We start from the raw sequence: 25,447 nt of genomic DNA, 5'->3' as shown, positions 1-25,447 counted from the left end.
CGGTGGCCTTCAAGGCGGCCGGACTGGGGTGGGAGGCCCGCTTGATGATTTCTGTTTCGGCGATGCGCCGCATCCTGGCCGTCCTGACGGCGGTCTCATCCCTGGCCGGTACGGCTCAGGCGGCCGAGCGCCGCGAGATGCCGCTGACCACCGGCTGGCGGTTCCAGCAGGGCGATGCGCCGGGGGCGGACGCGACCGCCTTCAACGATCATAAGTGGGCGGCGGTCACCCTGCCGCACACCTGGAACCATCTGGGTGGCACGGCCAGGCGGGCACCCGACTACAACGCCACGCGGGGGGCCGGCTGGTACCGCCTGTCGTTCAAGCCGCCGGCCGACTATGCCGGCCGCAAGATCTGGCTGCAGTTCGACGGCGCCAGCATCAATGCCGAGGTCTGGCTGAACGGCGTGAAGCTGGGCATGCACAAGGGCGCCTTCGGCCGCTTCCGCTTTGACGCCACCAGCGCCCTGAAGATGGGCAAGGCCAACGTGCTGGCGGTGCGCACCGACAATTCCAGCCCAAAGACGGTGGGTGCCGCGACGGCGGAGGTCATCCCCATGTCGGGCGACTTCTTCCTGTTCGGCGGGCTGTACCGCCCGGTATCGCTGATCGCCACCGACCCCGTGCATGTCGATATGATGGACTGGGGCGGGCCCGGCGTTTACGCCCGCACGGCCGAGGTGGATGACAAGGCCGCCAGCATCGAGGTGACGGCCCGGGTGAAGAACGACGCGACCCAGGCCCGTACCGTGGCGGTCAAGGCGGCCATCGTGGATGCCGGCGGCGCGGTTGTCGCCAGTGCCAGCCAGCCCCTGGCGCTGGCCGCCGGCGCGGGGGATGAGGTGGTGCAGACCCTGACCGTGCCGACCCCGCACCTGTGGGATGGCCGTGCCGATCCCTACCTGTACCACGTGGTGGTGATGGTGGAGGGCGCCCCCGGCGAGATGGACCAGGTGGCCCAGCCCCTGGGCATCCGCGCCTTCCGCTTTGATCCCGAGCGGGGCTTTTTCCTGAACGGCAAGCATTTGGCGCTGCACGGCGTGTCCCGCCACCAGGACCGGCCGGGCAAGGGCTGGGCCATCAGTCCGGCCGACCAGGCCCAGGACATGGACATCATGCTGGACATGGGCGTCAACGCCCTGCGCCTTGCCCATTACCAGCACGACCAGGCCATCTACGACCTGGCCGACCGCGACGGTGTGGTGGTGTGGGCGGAAATCCCGTTGGTCAACCGCACCGCACCCGAAACGGCGGAGGGCGACAAGGGTGTCACCACGCCGGCCTTCACCGCCAACGCGGAAAGCCAGCTGCGGGAACTGGTCAAGCAGAACTACAACCACCCCAGCGTCGTCACCTGGTCCATCGGCAATGAGGTCAACCTGATGGCGGCCAGCGGCCATGGCGTCAGCGACGCGCGCCCGCTGCTGACCGACCTCAACAACCTGGCCTATACCCTGGACCACACCCGGCCCACCACCATGGCCGATTGCTGCGAGCCCCGGCCCGACCAGCCCCGGCCGGGCGTGGACGTGGTGGCCGGCATCACCGACCTGCTGGGCTATAACCGTTACCAGGGCTGGTATTATGAAAAGCCGGAGGATCTGGGGCCCGTGCTGGACCGGCTGCACGGCCTGCACCCCGGCCTGCCGCTGGCGGTCAGCGAATATGGCGGCGGCGGCGGCCTGACCCAGCACACCGACCAGGTGGATGCGGGCTCCGGCCAGGGCGGCGTGGTCTACCCCAAGGGCCATTTCCATCCCGAGGAACTGGAAAGCCGCCTGCATGAGATCTGGTGGGCGCAGCTGAAGGACCGTCCCTACCTGTGGGGCACCTTCCTCTGGACCATGTTCGACTTCGCCAGCGACAGCCGGACCGAGGGCGACATGGTCGATACCAACGACAAGGGCCTGGTGTCCTATGACCGCACCGTCCGCAAGGACGTGTTCTATTTCTACCAGGCGGACTGGAGCGGCCGGCCGGTGCTGCACCTGAACGGTCGGCGTTACATCGACCGCGCCTATCCCGTGACGGACGTGCAGGCCTACAGCAACGCCGCCGCCGCCCGGCTGAGCCTGAACGGCCGCGAGTTGGGCATCGCCCCCTGCCTGGACCATGTCTGCCTGTGGCCGGCCGTGCGCCTGGACGCGGGCGCCAACGTCCTGACCGTCACGGCGCAGATCGATGGCAAGCCCCTCAGCGACAGCGTCACCTGGCGCTACGACGGCGCGGGGGATGAGATACGCATCCGTGCCGGCTCGTCCGCCGGGCTGACGACGGCCGGCGGCGCCCGCTATGGCTCCGACGCCTTCGTTGACGGCGGCACGCCGCACGACCGCAACCCGCCGCCGGAACAGGGCGTGCCGGACCAGGCCATTCCGGCGGTCACCGGCTCAGGTGATCCCGCCCTGTATGAAACCTACCGCGAGGGCGCCTTCACCTACCGGGTGCCGGTGCCGGCGGGGCGCTATCGCGTCACCCTGCATTTCATGGAGCCCAAGGGGGCCACGCCGGGCGCCCGGGTGTTCGACGTGCTGGCCGGGGACGCGGTGGTGGTGAAGGGCCTGGACATCGCCGCCCAGGCGGGCGGGGTGCTGAAGGCGCTGGACCGCACGGTGGAGGCGACGGCCAAGGGTGCCACCGGCCTGACGCTGGAATTCCGGCCCCTGACCGGCCAGGCCGTGGTGTCAGCCATCGACCTCGTGCCGGTGAGGTAGGCGACGCCGTCCCGCCCGCTTAAGCGCCCACCGCCGTCATCATGGCGCCGGAGAGTGCCGGCACGGCCAGCGCCGTTTCCGGCTGGCCGACGCCCCGGGCCGTCACCAGGGCCGCCTGGTTGAAGCGGCGCACGGCGTCGCTGTCGGCCGGCACCTCCGCCCCCGCCACGATGGGACGGGCGTAGTCGGCGCCCACCAGCACCTGCAGCGCCTGGATCTGGTCCGCCACCTCCCACCCGTCCAGCGGCGGCACGGCGGCCAGTTCCCGGAAGGTGGCGGGGCCGGCCGCGAGGCGATCCAGCAGCGGGGCGAACACCCCCTCATGCAGGGTGACGTCGCCGAAGGACCGCTTGACCAGCAGGGGGCAGTCCGTCCGTGGCCGCCCCAGGGCATAGCGGGTGGCCTGGTGTGCGGCCACCAGATCGGGCACGGCCAGGGGTTTCAGGTCACGGCCATACAGGTCGCGGCGGAACTGGCGGTTCAGGGCCACGTCGCGCACGTTTTCCCGCAGCAGGGCGTTGGGCATGACCGCCATCAGGGCCGCCGGCTGGTCCGGCACGGCCAGCAGAGGCACATTGTCGGCGGCGGTGGCGGACCCCAGGTAGCCGATGCCCAGCCGTTCCATGAAGGCCACGATTTCCTTGTGGTGGAAGGCGCGCCAGTACTGGTTCAGGTACTCATGCGCCACATAGCCGGGGTCCAGCGTCTCCAGCGTTTCGATCTGCTGGCGCACGACGGGGTTCAGTTCCATGTACAGCGCCTTGCTGTCCAGCAGCTGCCGCAGGAAGGCCAGCACCTTCTTCACCCGTTCCTCCACCGTGCCGGTGGTGACGGCGTAGGCGTCGACCATCAGGGTGCGCAGGGGCAGCTTGGCGGCCCAGCCGGGGTGGCAGTTATAGCTGGCATAGACGATGCCGCCTGGCTTCAGCCGGCGGCGGACCAGGGCGGCGATGTCGCGGCGCACCGTCTCGCTGACCCAGCTCATCACCCCATGCAGGACGATGAAGTCGCAATCCAGGCTGGGGCCGTCCTCGATAGCCACCAGGTCCTGGAAGGTGGCGGCGATGAATTCGGCATTGGTCAGGCCCGCCGCCCGGCGCAGGGACCCGGCGCTGCCGATGTGCATGGGGTTGAAGTCAACGCCCATGAAATGCCCCTGGGGGAACAGGCTGGCGAACAGCAGCGGGCTGTAGCCATGGCCGCAGCCCAGGTCCAGATAGCGGAAGGGCCGGTCCAGCCGGGGCGCGCGGTAGCCTGATTGCAGCGCCGCGTAGGAGATCGCGGCCGGGTTCAGCTCCTGGTAATAACGGCGGGGATAGGTGATGCCGCTGACATAACCGCCGATACCTTCGCCCTCATCCACGGGGGTCGTCGTCGTGCCTACGCCGTCCGCGCTCATCCCAAGTCCTTTGCAGTATTATTTTGCATCAATGCCTGAAGGTGACGGCTAAGCCGCCGGCTGTCGAGTGCTTGTGAGGTCGCAGGGTTGCGGAACTGCGGGCCGTACATAGCGGCCGGGCGAATTCACCGCATCACGACAAAGCGTAACAGAGAGTTTATAAGATCAATCGGGGAGGTTGAATTACTTCGACCTTTAGCAAAATTGATGGTGGTTTTTATGAATCTGGCGCTTCGCCCTAAACTGCTGACCGCGTTCGGCAGCCTGTTGCTGTTGACCATCGCCATTAGTCTTCTGGCCCTCTGGCAGATCGGCACCATCAATAGCGCCGCGGCCGAAATCCGCACCGTATGGCTGCCGTCCATCGACGTCCTCGGCGACTTGAAGACGGCCACGGCCCGCCAGCGCATCTCCGCCAGCCGGGTGGTGGTGTCGGCCGACGATACGGCGCGGGATGAGGCCATCAAGCTATATGGAAAGCAGACGACCGACCTGGCGGCCGCCATGAAGCGGTTCGACGCCATCGGCGTGACGGGGCCGGCCGCCGACCTCTATGCCAAGTACCAGGCCCTGCGCGGGCCGTATGAGGCGGCGATGGCCGCCGCCTTCGCCGACGCCAAGGACCACCGCGACCTGGCGGAAAAGGCCATGAACGGCGACATCGTCGTGACCTTCCGCAAGGTGCAGGCGGCGCTGGAGGCGCTGGCGACCTATGACCGCGAGGGGGCGGCCACGGCGAACGAGGTGGTGCAGGCGGCCTACACCCACGCGTTCTGGAGCATCATCGTCGCCGCCCTGGTGGCGGTGGCCCTGTCCATCGGCGCCGTGCTGTGGCTGGACCGCGACGTGGCCCAGCACCTGGCCCGCCTGGCCGGTGTCATGCGCCGCCTGGCGCACAAGGATTATGCTTTCACCCTGGACGGCACCACGCGCGGGGATGAGGTGGGCGACATGGCGCGCGCCATCGATGTCTTCCGCACCAACATGCGCCAGGGCGACGAACTGGCGGCCCAGCAGGCGGCCGAGGCCGCGGCCAAGGCGGAGCGCGCCAACCGCGTGGACGGCCTGGTGCAGACCTTCGACACCGACGTGGCCCACACCCTGCAATCGGTGACCCAGGCCTCGACCGGCCTGCACACCACGGCGGAGAGCCTGAGCCGCATCGCCGAAACTGGCGCCCGCGACGCGGTGGCGGTGGCCGGCGCCTCGGAACAGGCGGCGGCCAACGTGCAGACGGTGGCCGTGGCGGCCGAGGAACTGGGCGCCAGCATCGGTGAGATCGGGCGCCAGGTCTCCATCTCCGCCACCATCGCCACCAAGGCGGTGGATGAGGCGACGCGCACCACCGACGCCGTGACCAGCCTGACCGAGGCGGCGCAGCAGATCGGCGCCGTGGTCGCCCTGATCAGCGACATCGCCGGCCAGACCAACCTGCTGGCCCTGAACGCCACCATAGAAGCGGCACGCGCGGGTGAGGCCGGCAAAGGGTTCGCCGTGGTGGCGTCCGAGGTCAAGGCCCTGGCCAACCAGACGGAACGGGCCACCAACGACATCCGCCAGCAGATCGAAGCCATGCAGGCCGCGACGGGTGAGGCGGCCAAGGCCATCACCGCCATCGGCCAGACCATCGGTGAGATCGACCACATCACCACCACCATCGCCGCGGCGGTGGAGGAACAGGGGGCGGCGACGCAGGAGATCGCCCGCAACGTGCAGGAGGCGGCGCGCGGCACCAGTGAGGTCAGCGCCGGCATGAACGGTGTGCGCGAGGTGGCGGGCGAGACGGGTGACGTGGCCGGCGACGTGCTGACGGCCGCCAACGGCCTGTCCACCCAGGCGGAGGATCTGCGCGGCAAGGTCTCCACCTTCCTGGCGGCCCTGCGCGCGGCCTGACGGTCGCAGCCCCCCACTCACCCGTAGTACCGCCTGAAAGGATGACCTGATGAAAGCCTGGCTCTCCACCCTGGCGCTTGGCGCCCTGCTCGTGACGAACGCCGCCGTCGCGGCCGACGCCAAGCCGCCCAGCTATCCCAACCAGATGGAGGGCGACGTCATCGTGCATGACTTCGCCCTGACGAATGGGGAGCATCTGGCCGACGCGCGTTTCCATTACACCACCATCGGCACGGCCCAGCGCGACGCCTCGGGCGCCATCACCAACGGCGTGCTGCTGCTGCACGGCACCACCGGCACCGGCCGCAATTTCCTGAACCCCAGCCTGGCCGGCGAACTGTTCGGGCCCGGTCAGCCGCTGGACGCGGAGAAATACTTCATCATCCTGGCCGATGGCATCGGCCACGGCGGCTCCTCCAAGCCGTCGGACGGGATGAAGGGGCATTTCCCCCACTACGGCTACGTCGACGCGGTGGAGGGGCAGTACAAGATCGTCACCCAGGGCCTGGGCATCAAGCACCTGAAGCTGGTGCTGGGCACGTCCATGGGCGGCATGCAGACCTGGATTTGGGGTGAGCGGCATCCCGACATGATGGACGCGCTGATGCCCGTGGCCTCGCAGCCCGTGGCGATATCCGGCCGCAACATGCTGTGGCGCCAGCTGGTGATCGAGGCCATCCGCAACGATCCGGACTGGAAGGGCGGCGACTACACGGCCCAGCCCACGGCCTATACCCGCGCCCTGCCCATCTTCAACATCATGGTCAACAACGCGGCCCTCCTGCAGCAGCAGGCGCCCACGCGCCCGGCGGCCACCACCCTGTACGACCAGTGGGTGGCGGATTACGGCAAAACCATCGATGCCAACGATTACCTCTACTGGTTCGAATCCTCGTACGACTACGATCCCGCGCCGGATTTGGGGAAGATCAAGGCCAAGCTGGTGGCGGTGAACTTCGCCGACGATTTGCTGAACCCTGCCGAACTGGGCGTGATGGAAGACGCGATCAAACGCGTGCCCCACGGCCAATATGTCCTGATCCCGGCATCATCCGATACCCGCGGCCACCAGACCCTGACCCAGGCCAAGGTGTGGAAGGGGGCGTTGGGTGATTTGCTGAAGTAGGTATAGTTCAAACAAAACGCCGGCCAGGGGCGATCCCGGCCGGCGTTTTTTGTGCGCGATAAACCCGTGTTCAGAACTTGCGGGTCAGGCTGGCGATGACCTGGCGGCCCTGGCCGAAGATGCAGTTGGTGGCGCTGGCGCAACGGCCGACATAGGTGCGGTCGAACAGGTTGCTGGCGTTCACCGCGACGCGCCAGTCCGGCGTGTCGTAGTGGACGATGGCGTCGAACAGCGTCGTCGCCTCGGTGTAATAGACGGTGCTGACGAAGGCGCCCAGCTGGGCGCCGGCGCTGCCCGTCACGTAGCGCACGCCGGCACCGGCACCCAGGCCCGCCGCCGGGCCCTGTTGCAGGGTGTAGTCGGCGAACAGCGACAGCTTGTGCCGGGGGGTGGTGGGCAGCGGGCCACCCAGGTCGGGGCCGTTGCTCTTGGTCACTTCCGAATAGGTGTAGGTGTAGGACCCGTTCAGGCTCAGCTGTTCATTGATGCGGGCCACGCCCTCCAGTTCCACGCCCTTCACCTCGACCTCGCCCGTCTGCAGGCTGCCCACCGGGTTGGCGGGGTCGTTGCTGGGCGTCACCACGTTGGTCTGGACGATGTCGAACGCCGCCAGGGTGGTGAACAGGTGCACCGTGTCGTCCAGGGTGCGTCCGTCATATTTCACGCCGCCCTCCACCTGCCGGCCGGTGGACGGCACGAAAGCCTTGCCCCGCGCGTCCACGCCGGCCACCGGCTGGAACGAGGTGGCATAGCTGATATAGGGCGCGAAGCCGCTGTCCAGGACGTAGTTGGCGCCGACGCGATAGGTGAACTTGTCGTCGTGGACGGTGGTGCCGGCCAGCAGGTTGTGGGTGGTGACCTCGTCATAGCGGCCGCTGGCGGTGAAGACCAGGGGGCCGAACCGGGCCTGGTCCTGGACATAGCCGCCGGTCTGGTGCACCCGCAGGTCGACATAGGGGCCCATGGCCGGTGTCGCGATGTCGCCGTTGGAATAGACCGGGTTGTACAGGTCGATGGGGGTGGGCGACGGCGAAGCCGTACTGGGCGTTGTTGCGGCTGCTGCGGTAATCGACGCCGGCCAGCAGGTCGTGGCTGATCGATCCGGTATCGACCTTGGCCTTCAGGCGGTTGTCGATCGCCAGCTCGTCCACCCGCTCCTGGTAGGGGAAGTTGTAGCGATCAACCGTGCGGTTGTCGGATTCCAGCCCGGCGCCATAGATGACGTGCTGCAGTTCCTTGTAATGGAACCACTTCAGGTTCTGCTCGAACCCGATGTCGCTGCCGAAATCGTGGGCCAGCTGATAGCCCACGCTGTACTGGTCGCGCTGATAGTAGTTGTAGTTGGGCTCACCCAGGTTGGTGTCGCGGGCGATCTGGCCCAGCGGGTTGGGCAGCAGGGTGCCCAGCACCGGCAGGAAGCCGTTGGTGTCGCCATTCACCCGGTCGTGCTGGTAATACCCCAGCGCCGTCAGGGTGGTGTTTTCCAGCGACAGGGTGGCGGTGGGGGCGATGTAGCCGCGGTCGGCGGTGACGCCCTTCACCTGCGAATCGCGGTCGCGGTACAGGCCGGTGACACGTACCGACAGGTGGTCCGCCACCGGGCCGGTGATGGTGCCCTCCACCTGCTTGTAATCATCCTCGCCGTACTTGATGCCGATCTCGCCGCCGAAGGTGTCGGAGGCGCGGCGGCTGGTCAGGTTGTAGATGCCGCCGGGGGGTACCGTGCCGTACAGCACCGACGACGGACCCTTGAGGATGTCCACCGATTCGAAGCCGTAGAGGTCCACGCCCACGTTGCTGATGGTGGTGGTGATGGGCGCCTGCACGCCGTCGATGTACTGCACCGGGGTGAAGCCGCGCAGGGTCAGGAAGTCGAAGCGCAGGTCGGGCCCGTAATTCTCACCCACGATGCCGGCGGTGTAGCGCACGGCCTGCTGCACATCGATGAAGTTCAGCAGGTCGATCTGGTCGCGGGTGACGACGGAGACCGACTGCGGCGTCTCGATCAGCGGCGCGTCGCTTTTGGTCGCGGTCAGGCTGCCCGAGGGCACGTAGTGCCGGGCGGTGACCACCACCGTCTCCACGCCGTCGACCATGCTCGACACCGTTTGCGGCGGTGCGTCGTCGCCCGCCTGCTGCGCCTGCGCGGCCACGGCGGTCATCGCCAGCGCGATGACGGAAACGCCGGCCGTCAGCCTGGCGCGCATGAAACCCTGCTTCATCTAAGTCCCCCGACTTAATCCGGAACGCGGTGGTTGATCCGCTGGCGCATGGATGTGCGCCTCGTTCGCATTCTCATCGGGGATTTAAGGCATATCCATGCAGGAATGCCAGCGTTCCTGTACGCTAATCGGGATAGGCGTGGGATGCGTCGCCGTCAGGGCTTGCCGGCGTAGCGGTCGGTGGCGCGGATCAGCTGGTCCAGGATGCCGGGTTCGGAATGGGCGTGCCCAGCCCCCTCGATCAGGTGGAAGTCGGCTTCCGGCCAGGCCTTGTGCAGGGCGAAGGCATAACGGGCGGGGCAGGGCATGTCGTACCGGCCATGGACGATGGTGCCGGGGATGGCGCGCAGCTTGTGTGCGTCGCGCACCAGTTGCCCTTCCTCCAGCCAGGCGCCGTGCATGAAATAGTGGTTCTCGATGCGGGCGAAGGCCAGGGCGTAATGGCCGTCCTTGAAGGGGGCGGCGTGGGCGGGGTTGGGCAGCAGGGTCACCGTCTCCCCCTCCCAGATGCTCCAGGCCTTGGCGGCCTCCAGCTTGGCGGCCTCGTCATCGCCGGTCAGGCGGCGGTGGTAGGCCGCCATCATGTCGCCGCGCTCGGCCTCCGGAATCGGGGCCTGGAACCGTTCCCACTTGTCGGGGAACAGTTCCGAGGCGCCGAACTGGTAGTACCAGAGCAGTTCGGCGCGGGTCAGGGTGTAGATGCCGCGCAGCACCAGTTCGCTGACCCGGTCGGGATGCGCCTCGGCATAGGCCAAGGCCAGGGTGGACCCCCAGGACCCGCCGAACACCAGCCACTTGTCCACACCGACCAATTCGCGCAGCCGCTCGATATCCGCCACCAGGTGCCAGGTGGTGTTGGCCGCCAGGTCGGCATGGGGCGTGGACCGGCCGCAGCCGCGCTGGTCGAACAGCAGCACGTCGTACAGCGCCGGGTCGAACAATTGGCGGTGGCTGGGCGCGATGCCGCCGCCGGGGCCGCCGTGCAGGAACACCGCCGGCTTGGCGCCGGGGGTGCCGCAACGCTCGTAATAAACGACGTGCCCGTCGCCCACGTCCAGGGTGCCGGTCTCATAAGGCTCAATGGCGGGATAGGGCGCGCGCAAGGTGGTCATGGGCGGGGTCCCGAAAGGGTGCCGGTCTTACGGCTTGGGCGTGTCGCCCTCGGTGGCGGGCGCGCTGTCGGTATCCGCCGGGACCCAACCGGACTTGGTGGCCGGGGCTTCGGTGGCGTCGGCCTTCGGCGTCGTGTCGGGTGTGGCGGCCGGCGCCGATTCCTGCGGCGTGGTGGCCGGCGTTTCCGGCGTCGCGGGCTGGGCCGCCGGGGCGGGTTCCGTCGCGGTGGGGGCGGGTTCCGCCGCTTTGGGTTCGGTCGGAACCGGGGTGGCCGGCTCCGTCGCCGGGGTCGTGGCGGCGGGGGCCGTCGTCGCGGGGGCCACGGGGGCGGGCGATGTGGGTACGGGGGCCGTTTCAGGCGCGGTGGCGGGCTCGGCCGCCTTGGTCTCAGCCGGTACCGCCGGTTCCACATGCGCGGGCTTGGCGGGTTTCGCCGGCTTGGCCTCGGCCTTGGCGTCCGTCTTCTCGGCCTTGGTGTCGGCCGGCGGATCGATGGCGACGGTGTAGTCGGGCACGATGCGTGCCTGGCTGCCGGTGATGACGAGCACCTTCTGGCCCAGCGGGATGGGCGTGACCTCGGTCTGCGTCACCGACAGCAGGTCGCCGTTGGGCTTGCGCACGATGTATTCCCAGCCGGTGGTGTCGCCGGACAGGTGCTCGGCGCTGGTGCCGACGATGGTGCCCACCACGGTGCCGCCCACCGCGCCCAGGGCGGCGCTGCCCGCCACCTGCGATCCCAGGATGCCGCCGGCGGCGCCGCCGGCCACGGCGCCCACCGTGCCGCTGGCGCTGATGGCCACCTGGCGATAGCCGATGATGATGCCCGGCTCCGCCTTGTTGGCCTGCTGCACCGCGGTGGCACTGTAGGTGTTGGGGGAATAGTCGCTGGCGCAGCCGGCCAGGAACAGCGGGGCCAACAGGGTGGGGGCGAGGATGGCTGCGGCCGGCAGGCCAAACCGGATGGATCGCGACACGGGTGGAACGGTCCCTGGCAGACGCCCGGGCCGCACGAAGGGCCCGGAAAGGCGTGATGGATAGCCCCTGTGTGATAGGAGATCCCTCCCCGGGTGTCACTTGGCAATTTCATGGCGGCATTGTGGTGGTCTTGCCATGATGTGGGGCCTCCCTTCCCAAGAACGCCCGGTCCAGCGTGCGCCCATGAAGCAGATCCGCCTGAACGCCTTCGACATGAACTGTGTCGGCCACATCCACCAGGGCCTGTGGCGCCACCCGCGCGACCGTTCGACGCATTACACCAGCCTGGCCCATTGGACGGACCTGGCCCGCCTGCTGGAACGCGGGCTGTTCGACGGCCTGTTCCTGGCCGACGTGCTGGGCGTCTACGACGTCTACCAGGGCGGGCCGGACATGGCCTTGGGTGAGGCGGTGCAGGTGCCGGTGGGCGACCCGATGATGCTGGTGCCGGCCATGGCGGCGGCCACCACCCACCTGGGTTTCGGCGTCACCGCCAATTTGAGTTATGAGGCGCCCTACACCTTCGCCCGGCGCATGAGCACGCTGGACCATCTGACGGGCGGCCGCATCGGCTGGAACATCGTCACCGGTTATCTCGACAGTGCCGCCCGCGCGCTGGGCCTGGACGGCCAGGCGGCGCATGACGACCGCTATGCGGTGGCCGAGGACTACATGCAGGTGGTCTACAAGTTGTGGGAGGGCAGCTGGGCGGATGACGCGGTCAGGCCCCGAGATGGGGGCGTTTATGACGGCGGTGCCTACGCCGACCCCGCCCGCGTCCGGCCGGTGCGCCATCACGGCCCCCATTTCCGGATGGACGGCATCCATCTGTGCGAACCCTCGCCCCAGCGCACGCCGGTGCTGTACCAGGCGGGTGCGTCGGACCGGGGCCGGCGTTTCGCCGCCGCCCATGCCGAGTGCGTGTTCCTGAACGGTGGCCCCAAGCCCCATGTCGCGCGCCTGGTGGCCGACCTGCGGGCGCTGGCGCGGGATGCGGGCCGCGATCCGGGCGACCTGAAAATCTTCGTCGGCGCCACCGTGGTGACGGCTGAGACCGATGTCCTGGCCGAGGCCAAACGCGCCGATTACGAACGTTACGCCAGCGTGGAGGGCGCGCTGGCCCACGCCTCCGCCTCGCTGGGGGTGGACTTCGCCGGGCTGGGTTGGGACGATCCCATCCAGCCGGGGCAAAGCCAGGCCATCACCTCCAACATCGAAAACCAGGCGGCGCGCCGGCCGGACAAGGTGCTGACCCGGCGTGGCCTAGTGCAGGGCCTGGCTTTGGGCGGCCGACAGCAACCCGTCGTCGGCGGCCCGTCGCGCGTGGCCGACGAACTGATGGCTTGGGTTGTGGAGGCCGATATCGATGGCTTCATTCTGGCGCGCACGGTGACGCCGGATTGCTTCATCGACTTCATCGACCTGGTGGTGCCGGAACTGCAACGGCGCGGCATCTACAAGACGGAATACGCCCCCGGCACCCTGCGGCAGAAGCTGGGTGGTGGCGCCCGCCTGCCCGACAGCCATCCGGTCGCGGGATACCGCTGGGCCTGATCAGGCCAGCACGTCGGCCAGGTAAAGTTCGGCGGCCCGTGTCAGGCCGGTTAGTGCGGCGGGGCCGGCGACCAAGCCGGGTTCGTCGCCCAAGGCTGCGGCGCCCTTCATCATCTGCAACAGCGTGACGGCGGCGGCGTCCGCCCGGTCGGGTGCCAGGCCAGGCGCCTTGGCGCGCAGCACGGCGGCGATGGCCTGGCGCAGGCCGGCGCGCAAGGCCATCTGCTGGGGGGCGGTGTCCGCCCGACCGTCGATCAGGGCGAAGGCGGCGCGCCGCTCCACCTTCAGACTGGGCAGGACGTGCAGCAGCGCCTGGGCCAACGCAGCCACGGGCAGCGCTGCTGCCTGAGCCTCTATTGCCGCCAGCAGGCCCTGCAAGGCCTCGGCATAACGTGTCAGCAGGGCGTCGCCCAGCACCGCCTTGTTGGGAAAGAACTGGTACAGCGATCCGATGGGGGCGCCGGCGCGGGCCGCGATCTCCGTCATCGTGGCGGCGTCATAACCCTTTTCCGCGAATACGGCGCTGGCGGCGGCCAGCAGGGCGGCCACACGCTCACGCCCGCGCTGGCGCTGCGGCGCCTTGGCTTCGGCCGGTTGGGAGGTTGACTTTTGTGAGGGCATACTCATATATCTTTTGCGAGGACGCCCTCATATTCCCATCCGGGCCCCGTCCGGTCCACCCCATTTCCCATCTGAGGTTGCTTCGCCATGACCATCACGCTGGATCCCAAGACCACCGCCCTGGTGCTGATCGACCTGCAGCACGGCATCATCAACCTGCCGCTGGCGCCCCACACGGGGGCGGAGGTGCTGGCGACCGCGAAGCCGCTGGCGGAGAAGTTCCGCGCCGCCGGGTCGCCGGTGGTGCTGGTGCGCGTGGCCTTCGCGCCCGACTTCAGCGATGCCCCCAGCCAGCCGGTGGACCAGGCCGCCCACTTCCCCAATGGCCTGCCGGCCAACTGGTCCACGCTGGATGAAGGCCTGGTGCAGCCCAGCGACATCATCGTCACCAAGCGCCAGTGGGGCGCCTTCTTCGGCACCGACCTGGACCTGCAGTTGCGCCGCCGCGGCATCACCACCATCGTGCTGGCCGGCATCGCCACCAACATCGGCGTGGAATCCACCGCGCGCGGCGCCTGGGAACATGGCTACGCCCTGGTCTTCCCCCAGGACGCCATGACCACCTTCTCGGCCGAGATGCAGGATTTCGCCTTCAAGGCCATCTTCCCCCGCCTGGGCCGCCTGACCACCACTGCTGATATTGCTCTGGGTTGATTGGCTCAGGCCGCGAACGACAGCAGCAGGAGGGGGCAGATCTCACGCACCAGCGTCCGTATCTCCCCCTCCGTCACCCCGTCGCGGCGCATCACGGCCTGGACGATGGGGTCGGTCAGCATCTCTTCCAATGTCGCCTCTTTGAACTCCGGCATGGTGGTCCTCCAAATGACTGATCGCACCCGCCGGAGCACCATAATGCGGTTAAGAATGAATCGCAATTAGACTTTCCGCAGCACGATGAATTGGCCGCAGCGGCTCCGCCCTCAGTCAAGCAACCGCGAGCGCAGCGAGCTAGGACGCGACCGCGTCCGCCGGAAGTTTCCGGGGAGCATTAGCGGACCGGAAACTGAGGATTAGCCAAGGGGCGGATGCCCCGCCGGCGCCTGAGGCTCAGGAAGACCCGCGAGCGCAGCGAGCTAGGACGCGACCGCGTCCGGCGGAGATTTCCGGGGAGCCGAAGGCGGACTGGGAATCGAGGATAGCCAAGGGCCGGATGGCCCGCCGGCGCTTGAGGCTCATATAAAACTCAAGGCGCGTGATACGTCAGCACCCAGGCCACGCCCACCACCAGGGCCACCAGGCAGGCCAGCATCCAGGTCCTCAGCGGCACCGGCACCTTCTCACCCGGCCGGACGGCCTTCTTCTTGGGCTTGGCCGGGCGTTCCGATCCCGCCACCACGGTGGGCTTGGGCCGGCCATTGCCCTTGTAGGGATCGTGCAGTTCCACCAGGCGCCAGTCGTAGTTGGACAGGGCCTCCTCACTGGCGAAATCGACCTGGATCAGCCGGACGTAACCGCGGCCGTGGGCGCGCACGGCCTCGCTGAACTCCCGCTTGCCGGCGGACAGGTTGTCCACCATGGCCAGCGTTTCCCACTTCTTGCCCTGGGGTTTCTGCACGGCGAATTTGCGTTGGGATTCCAAGGATCATCCTCCACCGACAAGGCCATGGCTCAGGGGCGCTTGGTCCCCTAGGAATTAACAGCGCCGCCGCACCGGGGGCAAGGGGATGCCGGTGGACGATGCCGGCGGGGGATTAGGTGCGACGCCGTGCCCCGTGCGCTATATGCTGAACCCCGGCATGGTGGCCGCGGATGGTCTCAAGGTGGGTTGGGTCTGGGCGATGGCGCGGCAGGCGTGGACATTCGGGGCGCGGGACGAACGGCCGAGCGAGCGGCAGTGGCCCGGCGGCGCCCCTTTCGGTGAGGATCCCGATGACGGCCGCGTGAACGGCCGGTGGACCGGCGCCCGCATCAACCTGCGTACCCTCAACACCATCCGCTGGATCGCCATCGCCGGCCAGGCCATCACCCTGCTGACGGTGGAGGATCTGGTCGGCATCGACATTCCGCTGCTGCCGGCGCTGGCGGTGACGGCGGTGTCGCTGCTGATCAACCTCTACGCCATCGCCCGGCGGCGGCGCAGCCCCTTCCTGACCGAACGGGGGGCGGCCCTGTTCCTGGGCTACGACATCGTGCAGCTGACCGTGCTGCTGATGCTGACCGGCGGGCTGGAGAATCCGTTCGCCGTGCTGGTGCTGGCGCCGCTGATGGTGGGGGCCAGCATGCTGGGCCAGCGGCTGGTGGCCATCCTGACCGTCATCACCGCCGCCTGCCTGACCCTGGTGTGGGCGCTGGCCATGCCGCTGTCCTGGCCCGCCAGTTATGGCGTCACCCTGCCGCCGGTCTATCTGGACGGCATCTGGGCGGCGCTGACCCTGTCCGCCATCTTCATCGCCACTTACGTCTACAAGGTGGCGCAATCCGGTCGCGACCTGTCGCAGGCGCTGATCGCCAGCCAGGTGTCGTTGGCCCGCGCGCAGAAGGCCTCCGCCCTGGGCGCCCTGGCGGCGGCGGCGGCGCATGAACTGGGCAGCCCGTTGGGCACCATCGCCGTGGTGGCCAAGGAACTGGCCCGCGACCTGCCGCCCGACAGCCCGTGGGCGGAGGATATCCAGCTGCTGCAAAGCCAAAGCGCCCGTTGCCGCGACATCCTGGCGGATCTCGCCCGCCGTCCCGACGCGGAGGGTGAGATGGAGCCCTACGCCCCCTTGGGTGCGGTCCAGGTGATCGAGGCGGTGGCCGCCCCCCATCGCCGGATGGAGGTGGTGCTGGACATCGACGTGACGGGGGTGGAGGAGGGGACGCCGTCCCCCCTGCCGCTGTCGCCGGAATTGCAGCACGGCCTGGGCAACATCCTCCAGAACGCCATGCAGTTCGCCCAGACGCGGGTGGACGTCACCCTGCACTGCGCCTCCCCGGCCCTGGTGCTGACGGTGATGGACGACGGCCCAGGTTTTCCCGTCGGCCTGCTGGAACGCCTGGGCGAACCCTACGTCTCCGACCGGGACGAACGCCTGACCGAGGTGCCGGTCAGGGCCGGTGGCGGCGGCAACATGGGCCTGGGCCTGTTCATCGCCCAGACCTTGCTGGAACGCACCGGCGCCACGGTGGCCTACGCCAACGGCCGGCCGGGCAGCACGCCGGCGGGATCGGGTGCCCGGGTCATCGTCAGCTGGAACGCCCCCTTGGCGGCCCCTTGAGCAGTTTTCGCCACCGCCGGCGCGGTACCACAAAAGGAAAATGGCGCATTCAAGGCGGGGGATAGCGACGTAATGCCGCCTTGATATGGCGGCCCCCGTGTCCATTTGTCCGGTTGCACGGATTCTACGTTGGGTTTCCCTTGTGAAGTCTGTGCCATGCGCGGGGCGGCGATCTGCCGCGTGCCGGCGTCGTACGGGTTTCAACGCTGCCTGGCGTAGTAATCTCAGTTTTGTGACGGACCATCCAGGTCAGGTGCCGCCGCCGGGAAGCCGCCCGGGAAAGGCCAAGAAGGGTTTTCAAGAATGATCGTTGAAAGCGGTGACGTGACTGATCCCATGCGCCTCGGCTTCACCGGGGACGCCTCGCGCAGCCTGCTGGTGGTGGATGACGACGCCCCCTTCCGCATCCGACTGGCCCGCGCCCTGGAAAAGCGCGGCTTCGACGTCGTGGCCGTGGAAAGCGTGGCGCTGGGTGTCGACGTGGCGCAGGAAGCGGCCCCCCGCTACGCCGTGGTCGACCTGCGCCTGGCGGATGGCAGCGGCCTGGACGTGGTGAAGGCCCTGCGTGACGCCCGGCCCGAGGCCCGCATCGTCATGCTGACCGGCTATGGCAACATCGCCACCGCCGTCGCCGCCGTGAAGGCCGGTGCGGTGGATTACCTGCCCAAGCCGGCGGACGCCGACGCGGTCGAGGCCGCCTTGCTGACCGATGGCCCCCTGCCGCCGCCGCCCGAACACCCCATGTCCGCCGACCGGGTGCGCTGGGAACACATCCAGCGGGTGTTCGAACAGTGCGACCGCAACGTCTCTGAAACCGCGCGCCGCCTGAAGATGCACCGCCGCACCCTGCAGCGCATCCTTAACAAGCACGCGCCCAGGACTTGATGCGGGTTCCCTCAAGCGCCGGGCGCCCGGCAATTGAGGGAACAAAAACAAAAATCTTAAAAATCGCTACAGCGGCCCTTGCGTTCCCAGTCGCCGTAGCGCGTGGGTTCGGGGCCGGTGGGGCCGCCGATCTCCTGCACGGGCTTTTCCGCCTGGGCTTCGGCCTTGGCGGGCTCGGGCTTCGTCTCAGGTGCGGGCGTGGTGGGGGCGACATGCGCCTTGAACACGGGGGCCTTGGGCTGGGGCAGGGGGGGCAGCTTGCTCATGCCCCTATAATTGGCCCTGCCGCCGCCGACCGCCAAGGGCTTTTGCCGTTCCCACCCAAATCCATGCCGGAAACGGGGTACGGGTGCCCGAAAGGTGCCGGTGACAGCGGGCGTTTTCCGGGTTACACCCCGCCCCCATGAACACCGAAACTTTGGCCGCCCGCCGGGTTGCCCTCGACCTTCTGGAAAGCGTGCTGCGCCGCCGCGTGCCGCTGGATGACGCATTGGACCAGCACCCGGGTTTGGCCGGGCTGGAGCCGCGTGATCGCGCCTTCACCCGCCTGCTGACCGCCACCGTCATCCGCCGCCTGGGCCAGATCGACGAAGTGGTGCTGTCGCTGCTGGCCCGGCCCGACCTGCCCAAGGGCGGCGTGCTGGACATCCTGCGCGTGTCCGCCGCCCAGCTGCTGTTCCTGGGCACCCCCGCCCACGCCGCCGTGGACACGGGCGTGGAACTGGCGGTGGCCAAGGGCTTCGCCGGCATGAAGGGCCTGATCAACGCCGTGCTGCGCCGGCTGTCGCGTGAGGGTGCCGAATTGCTGGTGGCGCAGGACGCCGGCCGCCTGAACACGCCCGACTGGCTGTGGCTCAGCTGGCGCCAGCATTACGGCACCGGCCACACCCGCGCCATCGTCGACGCCCACCTGAATGAGGCGCCGCTGGACATCACCGTGAAGGAAGACCCGCACGGCTGGGCGGAAAAGCTGGAGGCGACGGTGCTGCCCACCGGCACCCTGCGCCGTGCCGCCGGCGGCAACGTCATCGACCTGCCAGGCTTTGCCGAGGGCGCCTGGTGGGTGCAGGACGCCGCCGCCGCGCTGCCCGCCCGCCTGCTGGGTGATGTCGCCGGGCTGAACGTGATTGACCTGTGCGCCGCCCCCGGCGGCAAGACCGCGCAACTGGCCGCCGCCGGCGCCAAGGTCACCGCCGTCGATCGCTCCGCCCCCCGGCTGGACCGGCTGTCGCGCAATATGGAACGGCTGGGCCTGTCGGTGACCACCGCCGTGGCCGACGCCGCCCGGTGGCAGCCGGAGGAATTGGCCGACGCCCTCCTGCTGGACGCGCCGTGCAGCGCCACCGGCACCATCCGCCGCCACCCCGACGTGGCGCGCCTGAAGACGGCGGAAGATGTCGGCCGCCTGGCCAGCCTGCAACGCCGCCTGCTGGACCGCGCCATCGACATGGTGAAGCCCGGCGGCCTGGTGGTCTACTGCACCTGCTCCCTCCAGCCGGAGGAGGGGGAGGAGCAGTTGTCCAAGCTGCTGTCGCGCCGCACCGACGTGATGGTGGAACCGGTCATCCCGGTGGATTTGGCCTACCAGGGTGCGGCCGACGACGCCGGCATGGCGGCGCTGGGGGAACTGGTGACCGACGCCGGCGATGTGCGCGCCACGCCGGGCCACTGGGCCAAGCTGGGCGGCCTCGACGGATTTTTCGTGACCCGCCTGCGGCGCACCAATTGATCCCGGCCAATTGATCCTGATGGATGGGTGCCGGGTGGCCGGCTTGGCAAAGCAGTCTTGAGTTGATAGGAACCTTTTCATCATGCAGCAGCCGGTACGCATCGCCCCCTCCATCCTGTCGGCCGACTTCGCCAATCTGGGCGCGGAGGTGCGGGCGGTGGACGCCGCCGGTGCGGACTACATCCATATCGACGTCATGGACGGGCATTTCGTGCCCAACCTGACCATCGGCCCCATGGTGGTGCAGGCCCTGCGCCCGCATTCGGCCAAGGTGTTCGACGTGCACCTGATGATCTCGCCGGTGGACAACTTCATCGCCGCCTTCGCCAAGGCCGGCGCCGACATCATCACCGTGCACCCCGAGGCGGGTGCCCATACCCACCGCACGCTGCAACTGATCCGCAGCCTGGGCAAAAAGGCCGGTGTCGCCCTGAACCCGGCCACGCCGGTGTCGGTGCTGGACTACATCATGGACGACGTCGACATGATCCTGGTCATGTCGGTCAACCCCGGCTTCGGCGGCCAGTCCTTCATCAACAGCCAGAAGGACAAGATCCGGGCCATCCGCCAGCGCATCGACGCCGTGACGGCGGGCACGACCCGTGTCATCGATCTTGAGGTCGACGGCGGCATCAATGCCGAACTGGCGCCCGTGGCCATCGCCGCCGGTGCCGACGTGCTGGTGGCCGGCACCGCCACCTTCCAGGGCGGTCCCGCCGCTTACGCCGACAATATCCGCCGCCTGCGCGGCCCGCTGGTCTAAGGGGTTCGACGGCGCATGGCCCGTGGCATCACCGGCATGAGACGCTTCCGCGCCGGCCCCGGCGCGCTGGTCTACCGGACACCGCTCTATGGCGTCTGGCTGGGCGGCCGCGCGCCCCAATCGCTGGGCGTGGTGCCGGCCGACCCGTGGCCGGGGGATTCCCGCCAGGGCCAGGCCTTGCTGGCCGGGACCTACCGTTTCGCCGGTGAGGAACGGCAGGGTGAGTTGCCGCCCTGGCTGGACCTGACGGCCGGCTCCGCCTGGCTGACGGCGCTGCACGGCTTCGACTGGTTGCGCCACCTGAAGGCCGCCGGCGGTGACGCCGCCCGGCGCCAGGCGCGCGTGCTGGTGACCAGCTGGCTGGACGGTTTCTCTTCCTGGCATGCCGTGGCCTGGGCGCCGGAGGTGACGGCCCAGCGCATCGTCGCCTGGATCGGCGCCCACGACTTCTTCCTGGCCAGCGCCGACGACGGCCTGCGCGCCCGGGTGTTCGACAGCCTGGCCCGCCAGATCCGCCACCTGGCCCGCCTGGTGCCGGGACGCCTGCGCGGCGTTGATTTGCTGCTGGGTATCAAGGGGCTGATCTATGGCGGCTTCTGCCTGGCGGGGCGCGGCCGCACCGCCCAGCGCGCCCTGTGGCTGCTGGAACGCGAGCTGGCCCGCCAGGTCATGGCCGACGGCGGCCATGTGCAGCGCAGCCCGTCCTTGCAGATGCAGGCGCTGCGTCACCTGATCGACATCCGCGGCGTGTTGCGCACCGCCCGGGCGGACATGCCCGACGCCTTGCAGCACACCATCGACCGCCTGACGCCCACCCTGCGCTTCTTCCGCCATGGTGACGGCGGCCTGGCGCTGTTCAACGGCGGCTGGGTGGAAGACCCCATCCTGATCGACACGGTGCTGAGCCAGGCCGACGCCCGCGGCCGCCCCTTGCGCAGCGCCCCGCATGTCGGGTTCGAACGCCTGGCGGCGGGCCGCACCTGCATCCTGTTCGACGCCGGCGCCCCGCCGCCGGCGGGCCTGGACGGCCGCGCCCATGCCGGCACGCTGTCGTTCGAGATGAGCGTGGGGCGCGAACGCCTGATCGTGAACTGCGGCAGCCACCCGTCGGAAGCCGGCGCCTGGCGCGGCGCGCTGGCGTCCACCGCCGCCCATTCCACCCTGGTGGTGGCCGACACCAATTCCGCCTCCGTGCGGGAGGATGGCGGCCTGGGCCGCCGCCCGCACCCGGTGGAGGCCAAGCGCAGCGAGACCGGCGGTGCCGTGCTGGTGGAGGCCGCGCACGACGGTTATCGCGACGGTTTCGGCATCATCCACCACCGCCGCCTGTACCTGGCCGAGAACGGCGAGGATCTGCGCGGCGAGGATAGGCTGGAGGGATCCGCCGGCCAGACCTACACCCTGCGTTTCCACCTGCATCCCGCCGTGCACGCCAGCCTGTCCCAGGGCGGCGACGGCGTGTTGTTGCGCCTGCCCTCGGGTGCCGGCTGGCGCCTGCGCCTGTCGGGCGGCACCGTGGGGCTGGAGGAAAGCGTCTATTTGGGCGACGGGCCCGAGCCGCGCGGCACCCTGCAGGTCACCGTGCGCGGTGAGACCGGGACCGGTGGCGCCACCCTGAAGTGGGCCCTGCGCCGTGAGAAGAAGGCCGAGGGCGCCGACCCCTGAGCCATTGCGACCGAATGCCATCCTGAGCCCGGCCCCGCAGCCGGGCTTTGTCTTTTCCCATCCAAGCCGGATTGCCATCATGACCAGCAGCCCCGATCTCGTTCCCCTGCGCCGCGCCCTCATCTCCGTCTCCGACAAGACCGGATTGATCGAGCTGGGCCAGGCCCTGGCCGCGCGCGGCGTGCACATCCTGTCCACCGGCGGTTCCGCCCAACGTTTGGCTGAGGCCGGCGTGCCGGTGACGGAGGTCAGCGACCACACCGGCTTTCCGGAGATGATGGACGGCCGGGTGAAGACCCTGCACCCCCGCATCCACGGCGGCATCCTGGCCCGCCGTGATGACGAGGGCCACGTGGCCGCCATGAACAGCCACGACATCCCCGGCATCGACCTGGTGGTGGTGAACCTCTACCCGTTCGAGGCGACGGTGGCGAAGGGTGCCGATTTCGAGACCTGCATCGAGAACATCGACATCGGCGGCCCCAGCCTGATCCGTGGTGCCGCCAAGAACCACGACTTCGTCGCCGTGGTGACCGACCCGTCCGACTATGCCCCGCTGCTGTCCGAACTGGCCGCCCATGACGGGCAGACCAGCCTGGACCTGCGCCGCCGCCTGGCCGCCAAGGCCTACGCCCGCACCGGCGCCTACGACGCCGCCATCGGCGCCTGGTTCGCCAACCGCCTGGGCCAGACCTGGCCGGAGAGCGTCACCGTGTCCGGCACCCTGCGCCAGACCCTGCGTTATGGTGAGAACCCGCACCAGACCGCGGCCTTCTATGTGACGGGTGAGCGCCGCCCCGGCATCGCCACCGCCACCCAGCTGCAGGGCAAGGAGCTGTCGTACAACAACCTGAACGACACCGACGCGGCGTTTGAGCTGGTGGCCGAGTTCGAACGTCCGGCCATCGCCATCATCAAGCACGCCAACCCCTGCGGCGTGGCCGAGGGCGACGACCTGCCCACGGCCTACGCCCGCGCGCTGGCCTGCGACCCCGTCTCGGCCTTCGGTGGCATCATCGCCACCAACCGCACCCTGGACGCCGTGACGGCCGAAGCCATCGCCAAGCTGTTCGCCGAGGTGGTGATCGCCCCGGACGCGGATGAGGCGGCCCGCGCCGTCCTGGCGTCCAAGAAGAACCTGCGCGTGCTGCTGACCGGCGACCTGCCCAACCCGGCCCAGGCCGGCACCCTGATCAAGACCGTGGCCGGCGGTTTCCTGGCGCAGAGCCGGGACGACGGCCGGGTGTTGCCCTCGGCGCTGAAGGTGGTGACCAAGCGCGGCCCCACGCCGAAGGAACTGGCCGACCTGCTGTTCGCCTTCCGCGTGGGCAAGCATGTGAAGTCCAACGCCATCGTCTATGCCAAGGACCTGGCCACGGTGGGCATCGGCGCTGGGCAGATGAGCCGAGTCGACAGCAGCCGCATCGCCGCCATCAAAAGCCGTGAGGCGGCGGAGGCCGCGGGCCTGTCCGAACCGGGCACCAAGGGCAGCGTCGTCGCCTCCGACGCCTTCTTCCCCTTCGCCGACGGCCTGATCGCGGCGGCGGAAGCGGGCGTGACGGCGGTGATCCAGCCCGGCGGTTCCATGCGCGACCAGGAAGTGATCGACGCTGCGGACGAACGCGGCCTGGCCATGGTATTTACGGGCATGCGTCATTTCCGTCACTGACGGGCCTCACGTCTGCGGGCACGGTCGGCATCCGCCCCCCGTGCCCGCAGACGGGTTTCATGAAGGTCCGGTTGGTTGGGCGGCGATGACCGATGGGGCAGCCCGGGAACCGCAGGGGGGTGGTTGACCGGGCCAATAGGGACCGACCGCTTGTCATGACCGCCACAGCGCCAGACCAAGCCGCGACTGCTGGCGATGCGCCCCGGAACCATGGTTCCGGCAGGCCTCACGATGGCCCGCACCACGACGGCTTGAGCACCGCCGTTCCCCTGATTCCATCCGCCGGCCGGCCGGTGGCCGCCTTGCTGCTGATGAGCCTGCTGGTCACCCTGATGGTGTTCATCTGGGCCGCCTGGGATCATCACCGCCGGGTGTGGGACGATGCCCGCGACCAGGTGGTGGACGTCACCCACGTGCTGGAGGAACACGCCGGCAAGATCTTCACCATCCATGCCACCAGCCTGCGTTACGTGGAACGGCTGGTGGACGATGCCGGCTGGAAGGATATCGCCGAGGACCGCCGTTTCTACGATCGCCTGCGCGAAATCTGGCAGGCCTCGCCGGAGCTGGAGGGCGTGTGGGTGGTGGACCCCACCGGCATCGTCCGCGTCAACACCGTGCAATGGCCGGCACCGGCGCTGGACGTGAACGACCGCGAATACTTCAAGGCGCAGCTGGAACCCGGCCACGGCATCTTCATCGGCCAGCAGCTGCGCGGCCGCCTGTCCGGCGTGCCCTTCCTGCCCGTCAGCCAGCGCATGGAAACGCTGGATGGGCGGTTCAACGGTGTCGCCCAGCTGTCGCTGCGGCCGGATTATTTCATCGCCTTCTACCGCTCCCTGTTCTCGGGTGAGCCCAAGACCATGATGCTGGTGCGCGACGACGGCGCCCTGCTGCTGCGCGAACCGGCGCCGCCGGATGGGGCCTTGCAGCAGGGGTTCTATCCGCAACTGATCCAGGCGCCCGTGGACAAGGCCGGCACCTTCATCCTGACATCGCCCATTGATGGGGTGGAACGCCTGTACGCCCGGCGCAAGGTGCCCAACCTGCCGCTGTTCGTCGTCTACGGCATCACCACCCAAAGCGTGGCGCACGAATGGCGGGCGCGTGCCCTGCTCTACGCGGCAGTGGCGGTGCCGGCCTCCCTGGCTCTGATGCTGGTGGCGTGGATCGCCATCCGCCGGTCGCGCGACCTGGTGCGCGCCGACCGCATCCTGCGCCAGGCCAACACGGTGCTGGAGGCCCGCGTGGCCGACCGCACCCGCCACCTGGACCGGGCGCTGGCGGACCGGGAGGTGCTGCTGCGCGACACCCACCACCGGGTGAAGAACAATCTCCAGGTCGTTTCCAGCCTGTTGCAGCTGCAAAGCGGCATGCACCCCACCCTGCGTCCCCTGCTGGGCGACGCCTTGCGCCGCATCCAGGCCATGGGGCTGCTGCACGAACAACTGCACCGGGCGGCGGACGTGGACGTGGTGCAGCTGGACCGCGTCGTCGATGCGCTGACGCGTGAGATCGACAACATCCACCAGGGGGAGGGGGCGGAACGCGCCGTCGCCGGCCACGTGACCGTGACCCTGGACGCGGAACCGGTGGAAACCGACCTCACCGCCTCCGTCCCCGTCACCCTGGTGCTGAACGAGGTGATGTCCAACGCCTTCAAGCACGCCTATGCCGACGGCCGGGGCGGCGTGCTGAAGGTGGCCTTGCGCCGTGATGGCGATGACGGCGTGCTGACCGTGACCGACGATGGCGTCGGCATGCCCGACCCCACCGCCCCCGCCGCCGGCCGGCAGAGCCTGGGCCTGCTGCTGATCGACGCCTTCGCCCGCCAGTTGCGCGGCACCTTCCACTTCGAAGACGCCGCCCCGGGCACCCGCTTCACCCTGCGCTTCCCGTTGGGGCGGGAGTGAAGGTGAGTT

Annotated in this window: 21 protein-coding genes; 12 read left to right on the top strand and 9 right to left on the bottom strand. The window is 69.0% G+C overall.

All coding sequences use genetic code 11. The features are described from left to right. Window positions 1–44: 44 nt before the first annotated feature. Window positions 45–2,714, top strand: coding sequence for a glycoside hydrolase family 2 TIM barrel-domain containing protein (locus PW843_19160; protein MDE1148704.1), 2,670 nt, complete (start codon window positions 45–47; stop codon window positions 2,712–2,714). A 19-nt stretch (window positions 2,715–2,733) separates the two neighbouring features. On the opposite strand, the gene PW843_19155 is transcribed toward PW843_19160, so the two are convergent. Continuing rightward, window positions 2,734–4,113: a class I SAM-dependent methyltransferase gene (locus tag PW843_19155; protein ID MDE1148703.1), complete on the bottom strand. Its 1,380-nt coding sequence runs from the start codon at window positions 4,111–4,113 to the stop codon at window positions 2,734–2,736. A 219-nt stretch (window positions 4,114–4,332) separates the two neighbouring features. On the opposite strand from PW843_19155, the gene PW843_19150 reads away from it, so the two are divergent. Both PW843_19150 and PW843_19145 read left to right on the top strand, forming a co-directional pair. Continuing rightward, window positions 4,333–6,006, top strand: coding sequence for a methyl-accepting chemotaxis protein (locus PW843_19150; protein MDE1148702.1), 1,674 nt, complete (start codon window positions 4,333–4,335; stop codon window positions 6,004–6,006). A gap of 49 nt (window positions 6,007–6,055) precedes the next feature. Then, a complete protein-coding gene (locus tag PW843_19145) occupies window positions 6,056–7,132 on the top strand; it encodes an alpha/beta fold hydrolase (GenBank protein ID MDE1148701.1) in 1,077 nt (358 codons plus the stop codon). Window positions 7,133–7,202: 70 nt separating this feature from the next. Here the strand turns inward: PW843_19145 and PW843_19140 are convergent, their stop codons facing one another. From PW843_19140 to PW843_19125, 4 genes are all read right to left on the bottom strand, one after another. Next, on the bottom strand, window positions 7,203–8,096 hold the full coding sequence (locus PW843_19140) for a TonB-dependent receptor (GenBank protein MDE1148700.1): 894 nt from the start codon (window positions 8,094–8,096) through the stop codon (window positions 7,203–7,205). Further along, window positions 7,996–9,354: a TonB-dependent receptor plug domain-containing protein gene (locus tag PW843_19135; protein ID MDE1148699.1), complete on the bottom strand. Its 1,359-nt coding sequence runs from the start codon at window positions 9,352–9,354 to the stop codon at window positions 7,996–7,998. The genes PW843_19140 and PW843_19135 overlap by 101 nt, the downstream gene beginning before the upstream one ends. Window positions 9,355–9,509: 155 nt before the next feature. Continuing rightward, window positions 9,510–10,466 carry a prolyl aminopeptidase gene (gene pip, locus PW843_19130; protein ID MDE1148698.1) on the bottom strand — a complete coding sequence of 319 codons (957 nt, stop codon included), beginning with the start codon at window positions 10,464–10,466 and terminating at the stop codon, window positions 9,510–9,512. Between the two features lie 27 nt (window positions 10,467–10,493). Beyond that, on the bottom strand, window positions 10,494–11,441 hold the full coding sequence (locus tag PW843_19125) for a hypothetical protein (protein ID MDE1148697.1): 948 nt from the start codon (window positions 11,439–11,441) through the stop codon (window positions 10,494–10,496). Window positions 11,442–11,625: 184 nt separating this feature from the next. Here PW843_19125 and PW843_19120 point away from each other — a divergent pair, with 184 nt between their 5' ends. Further along, a complete protein-coding gene (locus PW843_19120; GenBank protein MDE1148696.1) occupies window positions 11,626–12,996 on the top strand; it encodes an LLM class flavin-dependent oxidoreductase in 1,371 nt (456 codons plus the stop codon). On the opposite strand, the gene PW843_19115 is transcribed toward PW843_19120, so the two are convergent. Further along, window positions 12,997–13,617 carry a helix-turn-helix domain containing protein gene (locus PW843_19115; protein ID MDE1148695.1) on the bottom strand — a complete coding sequence of 207 codons (621 nt, stop codon included), beginning with the start codon at window positions 13,615–13,617 and terminating at the stop codon, window positions 12,997–12,999. It abuts the gene before it with no gap. Window positions 13,618–13,704: 87 nt separating this feature from the next. On the opposite strand from PW843_19115, the gene PW843_19110 reads away from it, so the two are divergent. After that, entirely contained in the window at window positions 13,705–14,271 is a 567-nt protein-coding gene (locus tag PW843_19110; protein MDE1148694.1) for a hydrolase, read from the top strand. A 5-nt stretch (window positions 14,272–14,276) separates the two neighbouring features. Here the strand turns inward: PW843_19110 and PW843_19105 are convergent, their stop codons facing one another. Then, complete coding sequence (locus PW843_19105; GenBank protein MDE1148693.1) at window positions 14,277–14,426, bottom strand: hypothetical protein; 150 nt, start codon at window positions 14,424–14,426, stop codon at window positions 14,277–14,279. Between the two features lie 374 nt (window positions 14,427–14,800). After that, window positions 14,801–15,196 carry a hypothetical protein gene (locus tag PW843_19100; GenBank protein ID MDE1148692.1) on the bottom strand — a complete coding sequence of 132 codons (396 nt, stop codon included), beginning with the start codon at window positions 15,194–15,196 and terminating at the stop codon, window positions 14,801–14,803. 85 nt (window positions 15,197–15,281) lie between these two features. Between PW843_19100 and PW843_19095 the strand changes: the two genes are divergently transcribed. Both PW843_19095 and PW843_19090 read left to right on the top strand, forming a co-directional pair. Continuing rightward, entirely contained in the window at window positions 15,282–16,814 is a 1,533-nt protein-coding gene (locus PW843_19095) for an ActS/PrrB/RegB family redox-sensitive histidine kinase (GenBank protein ID MDE1148691.1), read from the top strand. 336 nt (window positions 16,815–17,150) lie between these two features. Further along, the gene (locus tag PW843_19090) at window positions 17,151–17,699 is read left to right on the top strand and encodes an ActR/PrrA/RegA family redox response regulator transcription factor (GenBank protein MDE1148690.1); all 549 of its coding nucleotides are present in this window, start codon (window positions 17,151–17,153) and stop codon (window positions 17,697–17,699) included. A 56-nt stretch (window positions 17,700–17,755) separates the two neighbouring features. Here the strand turns inward: PW843_19090 and PW843_19085 are convergent, their stop codons facing one another. Further along, window positions 17,756–17,965 carry a DUF1674 domain-containing protein gene (locus tag PW843_19085; GenBank protein ID MDE1148689.1) on the bottom strand — a complete coding sequence of 70 codons (210 nt, stop codon included), beginning with the start codon at window positions 17,963–17,965 and terminating at the stop codon, window positions 17,756–17,758. Between the two features lie 137 nt (window positions 17,966–18,102). On the opposite strand from PW843_19085, the gene PW843_19080 reads away from it, so the two are divergent. The 5 genes from PW843_19080 (at window position 18,103) to PW843_19060 (ending at window position 25,438) form a co-directional block, all read left to right on the top strand. Further along, complete coding sequence (locus PW843_19080; GenBank protein MDE1148688.1) at window positions 18,103–19,428, top strand: transcription antitermination factor NusB; 1,326 nt, start codon at window positions 18,103–18,105, stop codon at window positions 19,426–19,428. 82 nt (window positions 19,429–19,510) lie between these two features. Further along, the gene (rpe, locus tag PW843_19075) at window positions 19,511–20,191 is read left to right on the top strand and encodes a ribulose-phosphate 3-epimerase (protein ID MDE1148687.1); all 681 of its coding nucleotides are present in this window, start codon (window positions 19,511–19,513) and stop codon (window positions 20,189–20,191) included. A 15-nt stretch (window positions 20,192–20,206) separates the two neighbouring features. Then, complete coding sequence (locus PW843_19070; GenBank protein ID MDE1148686.1) at window positions 20,207–21,856, top strand: heparinase II/III family protein; 1,650 nt, start codon at window positions 20,207–20,209, stop codon at window positions 21,854–21,856. 79 nt (window positions 21,857–21,935) lie between these two features. After that, window positions 21,936–23,525 carry a bifunctional phosphoribosylaminoimidazolecarboxamide formyltransferase/IMP cyclohydrolase gene (gene purH, locus PW843_19065; protein ID MDE1148685.1) on the top strand — a complete coding sequence of 530 codons (1,590 nt, stop codon included), beginning with the start codon at window positions 21,936–21,938 and terminating at the stop codon, window positions 23,523–23,525. Window positions 23,526–23,776: 251 nt separating this feature from the next. Then, on the top strand, window positions 23,777–25,438 hold the full coding sequence (locus PW843_19060) for a histidine kinase dimerization/phosphoacceptor domain -containing protein (protein MDE1148684.1): 1,662 nt from the start codon (window positions 23,777–23,779) through the stop codon (window positions 25,436–25,438). Window positions 25,439–25,447: the final 9 nt, after the last annotated feature.

This window comes from Azospirillaceae bacterium, from assembly GCA_028283825.1.
GTDB lineage: Bacteria > Pseudomonadota > Alphaproteobacteria > Azospirillales > Azospirillaceae > Nitrospirillum.
Note: the sequence above shows the minus strand (reverse complement) of the source record. Positions and strands in the feature narration are given on the sequence as shown.